The organism is Pseudomonas chlororaphis subsp. aurantiaca, assembly GCF_013466605.1.
Classification (GTDB): domain Bacteria; phylum Pseudomonadota; class Gammaproteobacteria; order Pseudomonadales; family Pseudomonadaceae; genus Aquipseudomonas; species Aquipseudomonas chlororaphis_I.
On record NZ_CP059162.1, the window covers coordinates 2841366 to 2858781 of the forward strand.

General features: G+C 61.9%; 16 protein-coding genes and 1 pseudogene. 13 read left to right on the forward strand and 4 right to left on the reverse strand.

Features of this window, described 5'->3' with window-relative positions; genetic code table 11:
• Positions 1 to 143: 143 nt before the first annotated feature.
• Positions 144 to 1865, forward strand: a complete 1722-nt coding sequence (locus H0I86_RS13225) for a SulP family inorganic anion transporter (protein WP_180925359.1) — start codon at positions 144 to 146, stop codon at positions 1863 to 1865.
• A 78-nt stretch (positions 1866 to 1943) separates the two neighbouring features.
• Positions 1944 to 2336, forward strand: coding sequence for a GFA family protein (locus H0I86_RS13230; RefSeq protein ID WP_180925360.1), 393 nt, complete (start codon positions 1944 to 1946; stop codon positions 2334 to 2336).
• 12 nt (positions 2337 to 2348) lie between these two features.
• Here the strand turns inward: H0I86_RS13230 and H0I86_RS13235 are convergent, their stop codons facing one another.
• The gene (locus H0I86_RS13235) at positions 2349 to 3377 is read right to left on the reverse strand and encodes a sterol desaturase family protein (protein ID WP_180925361.1); all 1029 of its coding nucleotides are present in this window, start codon (positions 3375 to 3377) and stop codon (positions 2349 to 2351) included.
• 150 nt (positions 3378 to 3527) lie between these two features.
• On the opposite strand from H0I86_RS13235, the gene H0I86_RS13240 reads away from it, so the two are divergent.
• From H0I86_RS13240 to H0I86_RS13260, 5 genes are all read left to right on the forward strand, one after another.
• On the forward strand, positions 3528 to 4442 hold the full coding sequence (locus H0I86_RS13240; RefSeq protein WP_180925362.1) for a helix-turn-helix domain-containing protein: 915 nt from the start codon (positions 3528 to 3530) through the stop codon (positions 4440 to 4442).
• Positions 4443 to 4509: 67 nt separating this feature from the next.
• On the forward strand, positions 4510 to 5172 hold the full coding sequence (locus H0I86_RS13245) for a 2Fe-2S iron-sulfur cluster-binding protein (RefSeq protein WP_180925363.1): 663 nt from the start codon (positions 4510 to 4512) through the stop codon (positions 5170 to 5172).
• A 4-nt stretch (positions 5173 to 5176) separates the two neighbouring features.
• Positions 5177 to 6172, forward strand: coding sequence for an FAD binding domain-containing protein (locus H0I86_RS13250; protein WP_180925364.1), 996 nt, complete (start codon positions 5177 to 5179; stop codon positions 6170 to 6172).
• Positions 6169 to 8421, forward strand: coding sequence for a xanthine dehydrogenase family protein molybdopterin-binding subunit (locus tag H0I86_RS13255; RefSeq protein WP_180925365.1), 2253 nt, complete (start codon positions 6169 to 6171; stop codon positions 8419 to 8421). The genes H0I86_RS13250 and H0I86_RS13255 overlap by 4 nt, the downstream gene beginning before the upstream one ends.
• Positions 8422 to 8541: 120 nt before the next feature.
• Positions 8542 to 9162: a LysE family translocator gene (locus H0I86_RS13260; protein ID WP_180925366.1), complete on the forward strand. Its 621-nt coding sequence runs from the start codon at positions 8542 to 8544 to the stop codon at positions 9160 to 9162.
• A gap of 63 nt (positions 9163 to 9225) precedes the next feature.
• On the opposite strand, the gene H0I86_RS13265 is transcribed toward H0I86_RS13260, so the two are convergent.
• A complete protein-coding gene (locus tag H0I86_RS13265; RefSeq protein WP_180925367.1) occupies positions 9226 to 10398 on the reverse strand; it encodes a PAS domain-containing sensor histidine kinase in 1173 nt (390 codons plus the stop codon).
• Between the two features lie 175 nt (positions 10399 to 10573).
• Here H0I86_RS13265 and H0I86_RS13270 point away from each other — a divergent pair.
• From H0I86_RS13270 to H0I86_RS13280, 3 genes and pseudogenes are all read left to right on the forward strand, one after another.
• Positions 10574 to 10747, forward strand: a pseudogene (locus H0I86_RS13270) (LysE family translocator); the annotation flags it as partial.
• A 325-nt stretch (positions 10748 to 11072) separates the two neighbouring features.
• Positions 11073 to 11585 (forward strand): GIY-YIG nuclease family protein, encoded by a 513-nt coding sequence (locus H0I86_RS13275; protein WP_258019431.1) that lies wholly within the window; start codon positions 11073 to 11075, stop codon positions 11583 to 11585.
• A gap of 327 nt (positions 11586 to 11912) precedes the next feature.
• Positions 11913 to 12311, forward strand: coding sequence for a hypothetical protein (locus H0I86_RS13280; protein WP_180925368.1), 399 nt, complete (start codon positions 11913 to 11915; stop codon positions 12309 to 12311).
• A gap of 114 nt (positions 12312 to 12425) precedes the next feature.
• Here the strand turns inward: H0I86_RS13280 and H0I86_RS13285 are convergent, their stop codons facing one another.
• A complete protein-coding gene (locus H0I86_RS13285; RefSeq protein WP_081361801.1) occupies positions 12426 to 12806 on the reverse strand; it encodes a hypothetical protein in 381 nt (126 codons plus the stop codon).
• Between the two features lie 480 nt (positions 12807 to 13286).
• Here H0I86_RS13285 and H0I86_RS13290 point away from each other — a divergent pair, with 480 nt between their 5' ends.
• Positions 13287 to 14447, forward strand: a complete 1161-nt coding sequence (locus H0I86_RS13290; RefSeq protein WP_180923861.1) for an IS30 family transposase — start codon at positions 13287 to 13289, stop codon at positions 14445 to 14447.
• A gap of 160 nt (positions 14448 to 14607) precedes the next feature.
• Positions 14608 to 15827 (forward strand): IS3 family transposase gene (locus tag H0I86_RS13295; RefSeq protein WP_373369362.1). Its coding sequence is split into 2 segments (ribosomal slippage): positions 14608 to 14953 and positions 14953 to 15827, totalling 1221 coding nucleotides; the frame shifts between segments, so codons are not numbered across the junction.
• On the opposite strand, the gene H0I86_RS13300 is transcribed toward H0I86_RS13295, so the two are convergent.
• On the reverse strand, positions 15819 to 16094 hold the full coding sequence (locus H0I86_RS13300; protein ID WP_180925369.1) for a DUF6680 family protein: 276 nt from the start codon (positions 16092 to 16094) through the stop codon (positions 15819 to 15821). The genes H0I86_RS13295 and H0I86_RS13300 overlap by 9 nt on opposite strands.
• Before the next feature lie 155 nt (positions 16095 to 16249).
• Between H0I86_RS13300 and H0I86_RS13305 the strand changes: the two genes are divergently transcribed.
• Positions 16250 to 17395: an NAD(P)/FAD-dependent oxidoreductase gene (locus H0I86_RS13305; RefSeq protein ID WP_373369428.1), complete on the forward strand. Its 1146-nt coding sequence runs from the start codon at positions 16250 to 16252 to the stop codon at positions 17393 to 17395.
• Positions 17396 to 17416: the final 21 nt, after the last annotated feature.

Here is a 17416-nt window from a genome sequence, read left to right on the forward strand (position 1 = left end):
CTGTGGTGCTTGCTAAACCAGGGGAGGCTCGATACGCCGCAATTTTATTGAAAAGAAAACCGACTCTGCTTATCTCTCATCCAGGGCATGAGGTTTCGCGCCCGGATACCCCTTCGTCAAAGCCCCTGATCAAAGGTACCTCCATGCTGCTCGCCCGTTGGCTGCCAGGCTTGGCCAATCTCCTGCAATACCGCCGCGAATGGTTCAGGTACGACCTGCAGGCCGGGTTGTCGGTGGCGGCCGTGCAGATCCCGATTGCCATCGCCTACGCCCAGATCGTCGGGCTGCCGCCCCAGTACGGCTTGTATGCCTGCGTGTTGCCGATGATGGTCTATGCCCTGGTGGGCAGTTCGCGGCAGTTGATGGTCGGGCCGGATGCGGCCACCTGCGCCATGGTCGCCGGGGCGATCGCCCCCCTGGCGCTGGGCGATCCCGAGCGCCTGGCGCAGCTGGCCGTGATTGTCACGGTGCTGGTCGGCCTGATGCTGATCGGCGCCGGCATCGCCCGGGCGGGGTTCATTGCCAGTTTTTTCTCGCGGCCTATCCTGATCGGCTATCTGAACGGCATCGGCTTGAGCCTGCTGGCCGGGCAACTGGGCAAGGTGCTGGGCTACAAAATCGAAGGCGACGGTTTCATTCTCAGCCTGCTGAACATGCTGCAGCGGCTTGGCGAAACCCATCTGCCGACCCTGGCCATCGGCGCAGGCGCCCTGGCGCTGCTGATCTGGTTGCCGCGGCGCTTTGCGAGGTTGCCGGCGGCGCTGGTGACGGTGGCCATCGCCACCTTGTGCGTCGGGGTGCTGGGCCTGGACAGCTATGGGGTCTCCATACTGGGCCCGATCCCTTCGGGCATGCCGCAGTTGAGCTGGCCCAAGACCAACCAGGCCGAACTGAAAAGCCTGCTGCGCGATGCGCTGGGTATCGCCACGGTGAGTTTTTGCAGTGCGATGCTGACGGCCCGCAGCTTCGCCGCCAGGAACGGCTACACGGTCAATGCCAACCATGAGTTCCTGGCGCTGGGCGTGTCCAATATCGCCGCCGGGGTTTCCAGTGGTTTCGCCATCAGCGGCGCCGATTCGCGCACGGCGGTCAACAGCATGGTGGGGGGCAAGAGCCAGTTGGTGGGGATTATCGCCGCCCTGGTGATTGCCCTGATCCTGCTGTTCTTCACCGCGCCCATGGCCTGGATCCCTCAGGCGGCGCTGGGGGCGGTGCTGTTGATGGCGGGCTGGGGGCTGATCGACATCCAGGCGATGCGGGTCATCCGCAAGCTCAGCCGTTTCGAGTTCTGGCTGTGCGTGCTGACCACCCTGGGGGTAATTGGCGTGGGGGTGCTGCCGGGCATCATCGTCGCGGTGCTGCTGGCGATCCTGCGGCTGCTCAAAAGTATCTATCAGCCCACCGATGCGGTACTGGGCTGGGTGCGCGGGATCGAAGGCCAGGTCGATATCAGCCAATACCCGCAGGCGCGCACGCTGGCGGGGCTGGTGGTGTACCGCTTCGATGATGCGATCCTGTTTTTCAACGCCGACTACTTCAAGGCGCGCCTGCTGGAGGCGGTCGAGCGCGAGCCCGAGCCTCGCGCCGTGCTGTTCGTCGCCGAGGCGGTGACCTCGATCGACGTCAGCGGCATCGTGGCCTTGAGGGAGGTACGCGACACCCTGCTGGCCCGCGGCATCGTCCTGGGCATTGCCCGGCCGCACGGGACATTCCTGCGGATGCTGGTGCGTTCGGGCCTGGCGCGCGAGCTGGAGCAGAAGCTGTTGTTTTCCTCGGTGCGCGCCGGCATTCGCGCTTATCGGATCTGGCGCAATCAGGTGCAGCGTGAGGCGCTGAAAGATGAGCAGCGGGCCGGCACCGCATAACGGGTGGCCAAGCCGTCTCATGACCGAACGCGGCCTTGGCCAGCTATCACCCACGCTTGACCCAAGAGGAGGTGCGGCATGCAACGATTCACCGGCGGTTGTCTGTGCGGCAAGGTGCGGATCGTGGCGTCGGGGCGCCCGTATCGGGTCGGCCTGTGCCACTGCCTCGATTGCCGCAAGCACCATGGCGCGCTGTTCCATGCCTCGGCGATATTCCCCGAGGATGCGGTGACCATCGAGGGCGAAACCCGCGACTACGCCGGGCGGTTTTTCTGCCCGCATTGCGGCTCGTCGGTGTTTGCCCGCACGGCCGATGAAGTCGAAGTGAACCTGGGCGCCCTGGACGCCCCCGACCAACTCAGGCCCAGCTACGAAAGCTGGACTATTCGCCGCGAGTCCTGGTTGCCGGCGTTTCCACTCGCCAGGCGCTACGCGCGCGATCGTGATGCCACCAGTCGTTTCGAGGAATAGCGGGCGCCCAGGCTATGAATAGGGCGTTTGTGGCGCCACCCCGCGCGGACGTTTCGCCAGGAGCTTGCGGGCGGTCTCGACGAAGGGCGTGACGATCAGGCTGTAGACCGTCAGGTAACGTTGCGGGTCCTGCTCCCCGGTGCCAAAGCGCAACGGCTCGGGTGTCGAGCGGGTGACGTAGAGCGTACCGAACATCCAGTCCCACAGGGACAGGTTGGTGCCGAAGTTGCGGTTGAAGTGGCGGGGCGCGTCACTGTGATGGATCTGGTGCTGGGCCGGGCTGTTCAGCACATGCTCGAGCCGCGGGCCGAACGACAGCCAGACATGGCTGTGCCGCAGGTTGGCCGCCAGGCTGTTGAAGATGAACACCAGGTAGGTCACGCCGAACAGGGTGTAGCGGCTGATCTCGCCGCCGCAGGCGTACCAGAAGCCACCGGCATAGAGGCCCAGGCACAGGCTGATGCTCAGTTTCTCGACGATCTTTTCCACGAAGTGCACCCGGCTCGCCGTCGCCGGGACCAGCACCGGCGCCGAATGATGGACCTTGTGGAATTCCCACAGCCAGCGCGAGTGAAAGGCCCGGTGCGCCCAGTAATGGATGAAGTCCTTGAGCAGGAACAGCCCCAGCCCGTAGAGCAGCGACAGCCCCAGGTTCTGCCCCAGGCGCGGGCGCTCGCCCCAGAGGTTGCTGAAAAAGGCCAGGTAATCCCCGGAGCGCAGGATGTAAGGATCGACCAGATGAACGATGGGCAGCACCAGCGCGACCTTGAGGATGGCGCGCACGAAGTAGTAGCGGTAATCCAGCAGAGCCGAGGGATGCAGGTGCACCCGGCTGCCGCCGATGAAGTGCCAGAATGAACCGGCGTCGCTCAGGCCGCGGCGCTTCCTGAAACGGAACAGGCCATAGGCGACGCCATAGGACACACACAGGAACAACAGCCCGAGACGGCCGTTCAGATTGAAAATGCCGAGAAACTGTTGGGTAACAGGGGCGATCACCCAGTCGATCAGGTGCTTATAGACAAGCGACAGAGCATCCACGAAACGCCAGCCTCAGGCAAAGGAACGGCATTGTAAATCAGTTCGGTTTGGCCGGGGATTGCCCCAGGTCGCTTCTTTTGTGCTTGGAAGTTGCCAGTGTTCCTGGGGTACGCTGGCCGCTCGCTGTATCCCATGGGAGGTGCCTGGCTTATGAGCGTATCAAGGGAATCCGCAAACCTGTCGCTGGAGCCCCGGATCGGCGCGGGCTGCATCCGGGCGCGGGGCGCCGAGGGCGCGGTATTGCAGTCGGCATCGCTGTTCGATGGCCTGGTGACCATCGATCACCGCCGCTGGGCCTGCCGCGAGGCCGAGCTCAGCTGGACGGCGCCGCAGCACGTGGTGATTCTCACCGAGCGCGGGGCCACGGCCAAGACCCATATCCGCAGCAGTTCGACGCTCAATTACCAGGGCTGCGACCGCCCCGGGTCGATCAGCTTCGTGCCGGCCGGCGTCGAGCGCCAGGGTTATTTTCGCGAGGCCGACCTGATCTACACCGCCCTGTGGATCGACACGGCCCTGGATTTCCCGGGCTGCCCGCAATTGGCCGAGCTACCCATGCGCATCAACAGCGGCGATGGGGTGATCCATTCGCTGCTCGCCGCCCTCAGTGCCGAGATGGTCAGCGGGCAGGTCCTGGAAGCCAGCTATATAGAACACCTGGTGGCGCTGGTGGGGCTGCGTTTGGGGCGGGTCGATATCGGCAGCGCTGGCCACGGGCGTCTGGGGCCGCAGTTGCTCAAGCGCTTGCGCGACTACGTCGATGCGCGTATCGACGGCAGCCTCTCGCTGACCGAGCTGGCACGGATCGCCGGCATGCCCGTGGATACCTTCGCCCGTCACTTCAAGGCGGAAACCGGCATGGCGCCCTATGCCTATGTGATCGAGCGCCGGGTGCGCCGCGCTGAAAGCCTGCTGCGGGCCGGCAGCATGCCGATCAACGCCATGGCGCTGGAGCTGGGGTTCTCCAGCCAGAGCCACTTCACCTCGACCTTCAGGCGGATCACCGGGACCACCCCGAGCAGCTACCGCCAGCAGGCTTCCCGAATCCTGACAAGCTCGTCCTGATACCTGAAAGAACGGCGCCACGCCCTTGGCGATACTCGTGCCCAGCCGTTCATTTCAGGAGAGCACCATGCAAGACCTGGACTCACCGCGTCCGTCGCGCCGCGCGCTGCTGCAAGCCGGGGCCGCCGCCAGCCTGTTGTGGGTAGGCGTTGGCAGGGCCCAGCTCCAGTCTCAGCCGCAATCCGCCCCAGCGCCATCCGCACCCGCTCGCCCGTTGCCGTCCCAGGTGATCACCTTGCGCATCAACGCCAGCGACCAGTTGCTGGACCTCGACCCACGCACCACGTTGCTCGACGCATTGCGCCATCAACTGGGCATGACCGGCTCGAAGAAGGGCTGCGACCACGGCCAGTGCGGCGCCTGTACGGTGCTGGTGAATGGCCGCCGGATCAACGCCTGCCTGAGCCTGGCGGTCATGCATGACGGCGACGAGATCACCACCATCGAGGGGCTGGCCAATGGCGATCTGCTGCACCCCCTGCAAGCCGCTTTTATCGCCCGCGATGCCTTCCAGTGCGGGTACTGCACGCCGGGGCAGATCTGCTCGGCGGTCGGCATGCTGCAGGAAGTGCGCGCCGGCTGGCCCAGCCATGTCACCGACGACCTGACGAGCCAGCCCGTCGGCCTGAGCGACGCGGAGATCCGTGAACGCATGAGCGGCAACCTGTGTCGCTGCGCCGCCTATCCGAACATCGTCGCCGCCATCCGCGACGCCGCCGAGGAGGCCTGAACCCATGCTGCCTTTCAGCTATGAGCGGGCGGGCGACGTACAGCAGGCCGTCAGCCTGATGGCCGCGCAGCCACGGGCGCGCTTTATCGCCGGTGGTACCAACCTGATCGACTTGATGAAACTGGGCATCGAGCGGCCCACGCACCTGATCGATATCAGCCGCTTGCCCCTGGCCGCGATCGAGGACAGCGCCGACGGCGGCCTGCGCATCGGCGCCCAGGTGCGCAACAGCGACCTGGCCGCCGACAGCCGTGTTCGTGAGCGTTACCCGTTGCTGTCCCAGGCGTTGTTGGCCGGTGCCTCGGGGCAGATCCGCAACAAGGCCTCGGCCGCCGGCAACCTGCTGCAACGCACGCGCTGCCCGTACTTCTACGACCCGGGCATGGCCTGCAACAAGCGCGAACCCGGCAGCGGCTGTTCGGCCTTGCAGGGGCACAACCGCATGCACGCGATTCTCGGCGCCAGCGAAACCTGTATCGCAGTACATCCCTCGGACATGGCGGTGGCCATGGTCGCCCTGGAGGCGCGTGTGGAAACGGTCTTGCCCGACGGCCAGCGCCGTTCCCTGGCCCTGGATGAGTTGTACCGCCTGCCGGGGACGACGCCCGAGGTCGAAACCCAGCTGGCCCATGGCGAGATGATCGTGGCCATCACCTTGCCGCCACCGCCGCCGGGGCGACAGCTGTATCGCAAGGTGCGCGATCGCTCTTCCTATGCCTTCGCCCTGGTTGCCGTGGCGCTGGTGGTCGAGGTTCGCGCGGGGCAGGTCCGCACGGCCCGCATCGCCCTCGGCGGCGTCGCTGCCAAACCCTGGCGGGCCACGGCGGCGGAGCAGGCGCTGCTTGGCCAGCCGTCCGATATGACGGTTTACCAGCGCGCCGCCGAGGTTGCCCTGGCCGGCGCGCGCGGGCAGGGCGGCAACGATTTCAAGATCCCCCTGGCCAAACGCACCCTGCGCCAGCTGCTGGCCAGCGCCACCCAAGAGCGAGCATCGGCATGAGCACATCAAGGCAAACCCAAGCAGCCGACGACGGTCCCATCGGCCAACCCCTGGACCGGGTCGATGGTCGGCTGAAAGTCACCGGCCGCGCAACCTACGCCTACGAGCAGCGGGAAATGGGCGACACCGCCTATGGCTATATCCTCGGGGCGACCATCGCCCGGGGCCGCATCAGCGCGATCGACACCCGCGAGGCCGAACGGACGCCGGGCGTGCTCTATGTCATGACCCATCGCAACGCCCCCGCCCAGGCGGCATTCGGCCCAGCGCTGACGCCGACCCCGGGCGAAGTCTTCACCCGCGCCCGGCCGGTGCTGGCGACGGACTCTGTGCGTTATTACGACGAACCGGTGGCGCTGGTGGTCGCGGCATCCTTCGAGGCCGCGCGAGCGGCGGCGCGCCTGATTCGCGTGAGCTACACCCCCGAGCAGGGCGACTTCGAGCTCGCTTCACGCCTGGCCCAGGCCTACATCCCGCCGCGCACCAACGCCGGCTTCCAGACCGACAGCGCCGTCGGTGACTTCGAGGCGGGGTTTGACGCTGCGCCGGTCAAGCTCGACAGCACCTACGCCACCCCATACCAAAGCCATGTGCCAATGGAGCCCCATGCCTCCATCGCGGTCTGGTCCGGGGACGACCTGACCCTCTACACCTCGGCGCAAACCCTGGCGAACTTCCGCGGCGGCCTGGCCAATACCCTGGGCATCGAGCCGGCGCGCGTGCGCATCGTCAGCCCTTATATCGGCGGCGGTTTCGGCGCCAAGCTGATCATTCACCCCGACGCGGTGCTGGCGGCGCTCGCCGCCCGGGTGCTCAAGCGCCCGGTGAAGGTGGCCCTGACCCGCCAGCAGATGTTCGCCAACGCCGGCTATCGCCCGGCCATGCAGCATCGGGTGCGGCTGGCGGCGGAGCGCAGCGGCAAGCTGGCGGCCCTGGGGCACGACGTCTGGTCGAGCACCTCGCGCTTCGAAGAGTTCTGCGAGCAGACCGCGGTGTTTGCCCGCTCGCTGTATGCCGCGCCGAATCGCCTGACACGCCATCGGCTGGTGCCGGTCGACCTCAATCGCGGCGAGTGGATGCGCTCGCCGGGCGAGGCGCCGGGCATGCTGGCCTTCGAAAGCGCCATGGACGAGCTGGCCGAGCGCCTGGGCCTGGACCCCATCGAATTGCGGGTGCGCAATGAGCCGGAGCGGGACCCCGAGCTCGGCGTGCCGTTCGCCTCGCGCAATCTGCTGGCCTGCATGCAGACCGGCGCCGAGCGCTTCGGCTGGAACCGCCGCAAGCCCAAGCCCGGCAGCGTGCGCGAGGGCCGCCAGCTGATCGGCATGGGCATGGCCGCGGCGATCAGGCCCAACTACCTGGGGCTGTCCAGGGCCCAGGTGAGCCTGGGGCCGACCGGACGGGTGCTGGTGCGCCTGGACATGACCGATATCGGCACCGGCACCTACACCATCCTGACCCAGGTCGCCGCCCACAGCCTGGGCGTGCCGATGTCGGCGGTGCAGGTGCAGTTGGGTGACAGCCGTTTCCCGCAGACCTCGGGCTCCGGCGGTTCCTGGGGGGCGGCCAGTTCCGGCTCGGCGGTGGAGGCCGCCTGCCAGGCCTTGAAGCAGCGGATCATCCAGGCCGCCGGCGCGCCTTACAACCAGGCACCGGTGCGCTTCGCCGACGGCCGTATCAGCACCGGCGAGCGCTCGGAACGCCTCAGCGACCTGCTGCTGCGAGTGGCCCCCGCGGGGTTGCAGGCCGAAGGCAGCGTCGGGCCTATGGGGGAGAACTACAAGCAGTATTCCCAGCATTCCAACGGCGCACATTTCGTCGAAGTCGCGGTGGACATGGACACCGGCGAAGTCCGCCTGCGGCGCATGCTCGCGGTGATCGGCGCCGGGCGCATCCTCAACCCCAAGACCGCGCGCTCGCAGATCCTCGGCGGCATGGCCTGGGGCGTCGGCGCGGCGCTGATGGAGCAGACCCTGCTCGACACCCGCCATGGGCATTTCGTCAACCATGACCTGGCCGAGTACCTGGTGCCGGTCAATGCCGATATCGCGGCGATGGATGTGCTGTTCCTCGAACAGCCCGATACCAAGGCCAACGCCCTGGGCGTCAAGGGCCTGGGCGAGCTGGGCGTGTGCGGCGCCGGAGCGGCCCTGGCCAATGCCGTCTACAACGCCACCGGCATCCGGGTGCGCGAGTTTCCGTTGACCCTGGACAAGCTGCTGCCGGGGCTGGCCGCCATGGAGGGGTAGCGAGACCTGCATCGACAAAAAAGAGTCTCGACGGCCTGCGCTGGATTGGGCAGGCTTATGGGGCCGCAGCAGCCCGGTCGGCTGCTGTGGAACCCAAGCCATCAGCCGACGGACGCCTCCATGAACCTTGCCACCCTGATGCTCTTCCTCCCGGCCTGTTTCGCCCTGAACATGGCGCCAGGGCCGAACAACCTGCTGTCGATCCGCAATGCCACCACCTATGGCTTTCGCGCCTCCTGCCTGGCGGGAGTAGGGCGGCTGGCCGCCTTCGCGGTGATGATCGCCCTGGCCGCGGCCGGGCTGGCGGTGGTGCTGCAAGCCTCGGAACTGCTGTTCCACGGGATCAAGATTCTGGGGGCCGGCTACCTGCTGTACCTGGCGTACCAGCTGTGGACCGCGGATACCCAGGTCGAGGCCGAGAACAAGACCGCGCCATTGGGGCTACTGGCCCTGGCCCGGCAGGAGTTCCTGGTCGCCATCGGCAATCCGAAAGCAATATTGATCTTCACCGCCTTCCTGCCGCAGTTCGTCGACCCCCAAGCGCCGGTGTCCGCCCAATTCCTGGTGCTCGGCGCACTGTTCCTGATCCTGGAATGGATCGCCATCAGCGCCTACGCCTACATGGGCCTGCATATGCGCCGCTGGTTCGCCGAGCCGCGGGGCAAGAAGCTCTTCAACCGCGGCTGCGCGGTGCTGTTGTCGGGTGCTGCTTCGGTGTTGCTGCTGGCGCGGCGGGCCTGACAACGGGATTGAAGCGCGGTAGGCGCAGAACCTGGCTGCCGCGTTCACCCTGGCGCTCGATGATCAATGGTTGGCGGGAGGGAAGGTGACGGTGAAGGTCGTCCCGCTGGCGAGCGACGAGGTCACCGCCACATCGCCGTGATGGGCCCTGGCGATTTCGCGAACGATGAATAGACCGAGCCCGACACTGCGCAGCTCGGCATTGTCATGACTGCCGCGGATCATCGGTTCGAACAGGTTGTCGAGCAGCTCTGGCGGTATGGGGGTGCCAAGGTTGTGGACGGCAATGGTCACGCCATGGTCCTCGCAAAGCGAAGAGACTGTGACCCCGCCCGCTGCCGAGCCATAGGCGATTGCATTGGCAACGAGGTTGCCGATCAGTTGATAGAGCCGGTCGCTGTCGGCGCTGAACTCGCCGGGGCCAACACGCAGGTGGGTCAGTTCATGCCCGGGGAAGACCAGCCTTAACTCCTCCAGGCAGCCCGCCACCAGTTCGTGCAGGTCGAGCTGTTTGGGGGAGACGGCGATACCGCGCCCGACCTGGGTCAAGGTGAAGTCCAGGAGGTCCGCGACCAGGCGCTGCGCCCTCTGCGCCGAGTGAGTGATATGGCCGAGTATCTGCCTCTGCTTGGCATCGAGCTCCCTGCGGCCCAGCAGGTCCGCGGCCATGGTGATCGCCGAGAGCGGGTTTCGCAGGTCGTGGCTGACGATACCGATCATCTGCTCGGCGAAAAGCGCCCGGTCTTCTGCCGCGGCGTAGGTAATACGCAGTTTGCCCTGGGCAATATCCTGGGCACGTTGGGCCTTGAGGTGTTTGGCCAGATGCCTTTCGGCGAGCATCCTGGCGTTGAGCAGGTTGCGCTCGTATCGATGGCGCTCTTCGGCCCTGAACAAGGCCAGTTCGTGAAAAATACCGGTGGCATGTTCACACCGGATGGCATTGAGCATCATCGGGGTCGCTTGACCGTTGTGATGAACAAGGTCGAATTTCACATCCGTGACCGCCCCCTGGATACGCATGAGGGGCACCCAGTAAGTCTGGTAAAAGGTTTTCCCCTCTGGGGTCATGAGGGTCTGGATCTGCCGGCCGAGCAGTTCCTCCCGGCTGTAACCGATCCAGTGACAGAAGGTGAGGTTGACCCGCTCGATCTGACCGTTTTCCGCGGTGTGCAGCAACCCACAATCAAAGTCGTCGAAAAGTATGTCGCCGCTTGGCGGCTGGTCATCTGTTGGCATTTTTCCTGCTCACACAGAAGGGGTTGAATGACTTGAGTTCATGATCGGCACCGACACGGCCAGCTAAATATTAGACTCAAGCGTGGCCCCAGGGCGCCTTGGGTCATGGGGAAGGCGCGGCAGCGGGGCAGAGGCCGATGAGTGGTCGCCTGGTGCGCCGTAACGTTTTGGATACCTGGAGGATATGTTCCCGGCCTTGGAATGGATCGCCATCAGCATCTACGTCTACATGAGCCCGCACATGCGCCGCTGGTTCGCCGAGCCATGGGGCAAGAAAATCTTCAACCGCTGCTGTGCGGTACTGTTGTCGGGCGCTGCTTCGGTGGTGCTGCTGGCGCGGCGGGCGTGAGCCGGTCGGTAAGTATTGTCGGGACTACGGGCGCTCGGTTGAATCCACAGCCAGAAGCTGCCTTTCACGCTGTCCACAGAAACACACTCAACGTATCCTGCTGAAAGACAACATTGAAAAGGAGTTCGAACGAAAACCGCATATGACTACCGCCACCAGGCTGGCAAAAAACAATCTGACGCTTAGATTCACGGGCAATCACCCGGCGGAGACGGATCTGTCATCTCTGGTTTGAACGTCTCCCATGAGGCGGGAGCCGCCCCTAGCCGAAACGAACAATAGAGGTTAGAACCCATGCTTCGTGAGGGATCACAAAGGAAAACTCATGCCTATTGATAATTGTCTTCATACATTTGAAGAGCTTGTCTCAACGGTGTTGCCTAGCCATTTTGCAAGGCTGAAGGTTGCCCTGGAGACTCCAATGCCTGCTGCAACCTTTGTTGGCTTCAAGAGCGCATCAAAAGAAGCTCTGTCCAAGGTGGGTAGAGCCACAGACTTCCCAGGGTGCTACGTCTTCAGCGATCAAGGTAAACCGGTCTATGTAGGTATCTCGAGAGGGGTAGTAAAAAGGCTCGTCCAGCATTTGAATTTCGAGTCGCACAACACCGCAAGCCTCGTCTACAAAATGGCTGCAGAAGACTATCCGCACGAAATGAAGCGTGATCAAGCGATGAAAGACGAACAATTCAAGGAAGTCTTTCTTTCAGCTCAGGGGCGCCTCCGACAAACAACGGTGGCCTTTATCGAAGTCAGCAATGACCTTGAGTTGTACGCCTTCGAAGTACTTGCGGCCATGAAGCTAGACACAGATGTATGGAACACATTCCGCACACATTGAAGCTGATAGCGAACCTTTCCATAAAGCGGACTCTGCCACGAAAACAGGTCGCCGCCGTTCATTACAAACGTCAAGTCGCGTCCGCGCTGAATCGAATGTGGTCTGAAATGAGCGTCTGCTTCCGGCCATAAGCGAACATCTGGATAGCCCAATCTCAAAGAGACTGGACACTGGGGGCATCGGTTATTTAAGCCGCAGCTCCCTAGAACTTTTCTCTATTTATCGGTCTATGTGGATAGGCTCATTTGCTCGGTAAGCGCGACCTCGCAGGCTTCCCGCTACCAGATGGCCACACGTCCGATTGTCAAGCAGAGGTTGTCTTCGCTCATGAAATTCCATGACCCACGGATGCTGCTTTTCGGCCTGTTCGCGTTCGCGGCATTGGGCTCGGCATCAGCAACACAGATGAAGACCTCAACCCCTGTTTTCGCAACTGAAGTCACCGCCGTTCAGGCTCCTGCCCAGACCGCCGGCAACCCTTGGCCGACCTTGGCCAGCATGGCTGGCAAGCAGCCCGGGCCCTTGCTTGCCCATGACGACCGATACTGGCATGACGGCCGTTGGCACGATCGTAGAGACGATTGGCGCCGGCACGACTGGCGTCGGGAACAGTGGCGTAGGGAGCAGGCCCGCCGAGAAGCGGAGCGCCATCGTGATTGGGAGCGCCACCACGATCGCGCCATGCGGCACCGCTACGAAGACAATCACCGCTACTATCGTCGCTAGCGCGGCGCCACGAGATTAATCCACCTGCAACGAATCGGATGTTTGTTCAGTGCTTCCGGAGTGAAGCCTGGCTCCTATTTCTCGCTCGGATTGACCAATCCGCCGGACGGTCTGTTAGTCGTTACGTGTCTGTTCAAGCCGCTTATCAAGCTCGCTTGGCGGCAAGTTCGGCGTCGAGTGAAGCGTCAGCCAGACGGCCCGCAGAATGTTGATCGCGGCCATGTTCAGGTGTTGTTCGGCGGCGTGCAGGGCCAGTTCGGCTGCCAGGCGCTTGTCGGCAGCACTGAGGTGCGCCGTTTTGTGGGTCATGTCCGCATCGACGTTGGCCAACAGCCCCTGGAGTTCCTGCACCGCCTGATCCGATGCCTGACGCATGTCCGCCAGCAGGCGGCGAGCTTCGGCAGGCGTCATGGCCAAGGCGCGGACGCTGCGAAAAGTCAGGCGGGCGGGCAAGGTGGCCAAACTGAAACCCGTCGAAATTAACTTGCCAATCATGCGAACAACTCCTGTAAACGAGTGTTTCAGCAGCGTATCAGAGTAAATCGCAAAAAAATGTCTGCTCATCGCTTGCCAGAATCAACTCTCCGCCTCTTTTTGGCATCAAGCGTCTGATCGTCGTCAGAACCCTCGAACGATGCGCCCATAGGCACTTTGGAGTCGGATTCCGGCAGCCTTGGCAAAGGTGTTGCACCTAGCCGATGTCCAATTTCTTCAATCGAGCCAGGCCTTGTTTGATATGACCGGCGTTTTCACCCATGGTCCACAGTGCACACGGACATTTCCGCCCACTTCCTGTGCCCCTTGCTCCTCAATCAGCAGGGTCAACTCCAAACGACAGTGCCCCCAATTGGAACCTGCAATAGGTTGATTGGAGTATGGTCAATTGATGAAGCTGTCACCGGCTACTTTCGACTGTGGATTCAACCGGTCGACGCAACACAACTAAATTCTGTGTGAGCAGAAGGAGTGTTGCAGATGAAGCAGAGACCTCGGATCTATTACACCGAAAGCCAGAAAAAACTGATGTGGGATCACTGGCGGAAAGGCGACTCTCTCCAGCAGATCGCCCAACTATTTGATCGAAACCACTCATCGATACAGCGCATCTTGGCGGAGACCGGGGGGATCAGACCCGCTGTACGGCGCAGGTCCAGATTGGCGCTGACGTTGGCTGAACGCGAAGAGATTTCGCGTTCAGTAGTGGCAGGTAACTCGATCCGTTCCATAGCAACGCAGCTAGGGCGAGCAGCCTCGACCATCAGCCGTGAGATCAGACGCAACGGTGGCCAAGGATGCTACCGGGCAAATCAGGCTGATCAGGCGGCTTGGGATCGGGCACATCGACCCAAGGTCTGCAAGCTTGTTGAGAACCGAGCGGTGGCGCAAATTGTTGCAGACAAGCTTCAATTGCAGTGGTCACCGGAACAAATTGCCGGCTGGCTGAAGCGCACCTACCCGGACGATACGAGCTATCAGGTGTCACACGAGACGATCTATCGCACCCTCTTCATACAGGCTCGCGGGGCTCTGAAGAAGGAGTTGCTTGAGCATTTACGGCGAACACGAGCCATGCGTCGCTCGCGCCATCACACGCAGAAGAAAGAAAATCACGGTCGAATCACAGACGCGGTATCGATCCGCGAACGCCCGGCCACGGCTGAGGATCGGGCGGTGCCAGGTCACTGGGAGGGTGACCTGCTGTGCGGTAGCAGGAACAGCCAAATTGCCACTCTTGTGGAGCGTCATACCCGTTACGTAATGCTGGTGAAGTTGGCCGGTAAGGACACCGAGACGGTCATCAGCGCCCTGATCGAAAACGCCCGCGAACTCCCCGAGGAACTCTACCAATCGCTGACGTGGGATCGCGGCAAAGAGATGGCGGACCATAAACGTTTTACGGTGGCTACCGACATCAAAGTCTACTTCTGCGACCCTCATCGTCCCTGGCAACGGGGATCAAATGAGAACACCAACGGGTTGTTAAGACAGTACTTCCCGAAAGGGACCGACCTTGCGGAGCACTCGCAAGCCACGCTCAATGAAGTAGCAAGGCAGCTGAACAGCCGTCCTCGGAAAACCCTAAACTACGAAACGCCCGCTGAACGATTTAGCCAATCTGTTGCATCGACCGGTTGAATCCACAACCCTTTACGGTCGTTCACTGCTGGCAGCTACCTGCCACGCTCCATGAACGACTGGTTCCAGTTGCGCGAACTCCCGAGTGGCTGAACGAGCCCCATGAAAGACAGGACACTGTTTCCCCCTTACGATAAGGGATAGGCAAACGGTTATGTTTATGACTAACAGCAACGATAAGAGTGGGGAGCTTTTGGGCCAGGAGCGGCGGCGCCGCTGGAGCCCAGAGCAAAAGCTGGCCATGGTTCGCGAGAGCCTTGAGCCAGGACAAAGTGTGTCGGTCGTCGCTCGGCGCAACGGCATCAATGCCAATCAGCTGTTCTTGTGGCGCAAGCTGTATCAGGACGGCAGCCTGTCGGCGGTCAGTGCTGGCGAAGCCGTGGTGCCTGCCTCCGAGCTGAGCGATGCGCTCAAGCAGATCCGTGAACTGCAACGGATGCTGGGCAAGAAAACGATGGAAGCCGAAATCCTCAAAGAGGCCGTGGAGATCGCCCGGTCGCGAAAATGGATTGCGCACTCACCCTTGTTGCCGGGGGACGACCAGTGAAGCTGGTCAGCGAATGTCTCGGTGTGGCGCGCTCGCAATTAACGGTTCGAATCAAGCAATCGGTATCGCCCAAAGTACGGCGAAGTAGGCCTGTGGACGATGCTGCGCTGGTGGTCGAAATCCAGCAACAGGTCAGCGAGCTTCCCAGCTATGGCTACCGTCGTGTCTGGGGATTGCTGCGTCGCGCCCGTGAAACCCAGTCGCTGCCGGCGATCAACGTGAAACGAGTTTACCGGGTCATGCGTGATCACAACTTGCTGTTGGAACGTCGACTCAAACAGCCCGGCGTGCCGCGTCGGCACGAAGGCCGTATTGCGGTGAAAACCAGCGATACGCGTTGGTGCTCGGACGGCTTTGAGTTCCGCTGCGAGGACGGGGCCAAACTGAGCGTGACCTTCGCCCTGGACTGCTGTGATCGCGAGGCCATCGGCTGGGTCGCGAGCCCGACCGGGTACAGCGGCGATGATATCCGCGACTTGATGCTGGAAAGCGTGGAGAAGCGCTTTGGTGATCAACTGCCCGTCACGCCGGTGCAATGGCTAAGCGACAACGGCTCGGCGTACACCGCCGAACAGACACGCCTGTTTGCTCGACAGATCGGCTTGCAGCCGGTGACCACCCCGGTGCGCAGCCCGCAGAGCAACGGCATGGCCGAGAGCTTCGTGAAGACGATCAAGCGTGACTACGTGGCGCACATGCCCAAGCCGGATCGAGAAACGGCGTTGCGTAACTTGGCAATTGCCTTCGAGCATTACAACGAGCAGCATCCGCACAGCGCCTTGAATTACCGTTCACCGAGGGAGTTCAGGCGCTTGGCGCCAGCATCAATTTAACGGGGAGTTGGTGTCCGGTTTTGTAGGGGCAAGTCCAGCCTTCCACGCTTCAACTACAGCCTTTTCCTTCTTGTGATCCTTCATGAACTCAAGGTCGATTCGATTAAGTGCCTCGACATGAGCCCAAGAGATGCCATAGGAGCGAGTTGCCATCAGTGTTTTGAAGATGCTGAGCTTGCGTCCCCGAATCTCGTTGCGCTCGTCAAGGAGGCGCGATGCCTGTACTGCAATGAATGGGCTGAACAATGTTACCAAGATAATGAGCACCTGATGGCAATCAATGACACTGCTTTTATCGCCTATTATTCCTAGCTCCTTTCCAATCTAGGCTAGGTTCCATTAAGTAGATTAAACTTAGGCCAAGGAGGGTGAGAAGAGTGAGCAAGCAGATTATTATTGTGGGTGGCGGTGTTGGCGGCACGATGCTTGCCAACCAGTTGGTCAACAAACTCTACCCTGAGATCCTGCGCGGTGAGGTACGTATTACCTTACTATCGAATTCACCTGATCATTTTTATAAACCTGCGTTCATGTACGTGGCCTTCGATCAGTTCTTTCAAGAAGAGTTGAAGCGCCCGGAACGTTCATTGTTGCGCCCGGAAATTGACTTTCAGGTCGACGAAGTCACTCGTTTCGACTTCTCTGGACAGCGCGTGCAGACCCGTAGCGGCAAACGTCATGGTTATGATTTCCTAGTCATCGCCACAGGTTGCGTTCCAGCTCCCGAGCGCATCGATGGCCTCAAAGAGGCTGGCGACCACTTTTATCAATACCAGGCGGCGCGGCAGTTAGCGCAGCGTTTGAGCACCATTGAAAAGGGTCGGATATTTATCACCGTATCCTTTCCCAAGACGCCTAACGTTCCACATCAATGCGGTATCGCCCCGGTGGAAACGACCTTGATGCTTGACGACTTTCTGCGTCGTCGTGGTGTACGGGATAAGGTTGAAATCATTTACACCTATCCCACCACTGCCCAGCTCTTGCGCAACTGTCTGTTCTTACAGCGACCGACCGGCGAGATACTTCCAAACCTTTTCGAGCAGAAAAACATCCGCTTTCAGCGCAGTTTCACCTTGAGCAGGGTTGACCCAGACCGGCGCATCGCCTACTCCGAAGAAGGTGAGGAGCAGCCCTTCGATATTCTGATGGCGACTCCACCAATTCGTGCGGCGGATGTGGTTCTCGAGAGTGGTGCATCACAAGCCGAGAATCACGAAGGCTGGTTGCCGACCAATCATGAAACGCTACAGGTCTATGGACTCGAGGGTGTCTATGTAATTGGCGACGCGGTGGACCTGCCTATCAGTAAGGCTGGAGGTGCCTGCCACAATCAGGCACCAGTGATCGCCAATAACATCGCTGCTGAAATCCGCCTAGGGGCACCCAACACAATGTATGACGGACGCGTCCAGGCGGTAGCGCAGATGGGGCTAAATGCCGGGATGCCACTGTGGTACGACTACGCCCACGATGTTCTACCGACTCCGCCGAGCAAACTCGGTGGTCTGCTGCGTAATGGATTCAACCGCGGCCTGTATTGGGCCGTGGCTCGCGGAATGCTTTGATCCTGTACAAGGAGGAGTGAA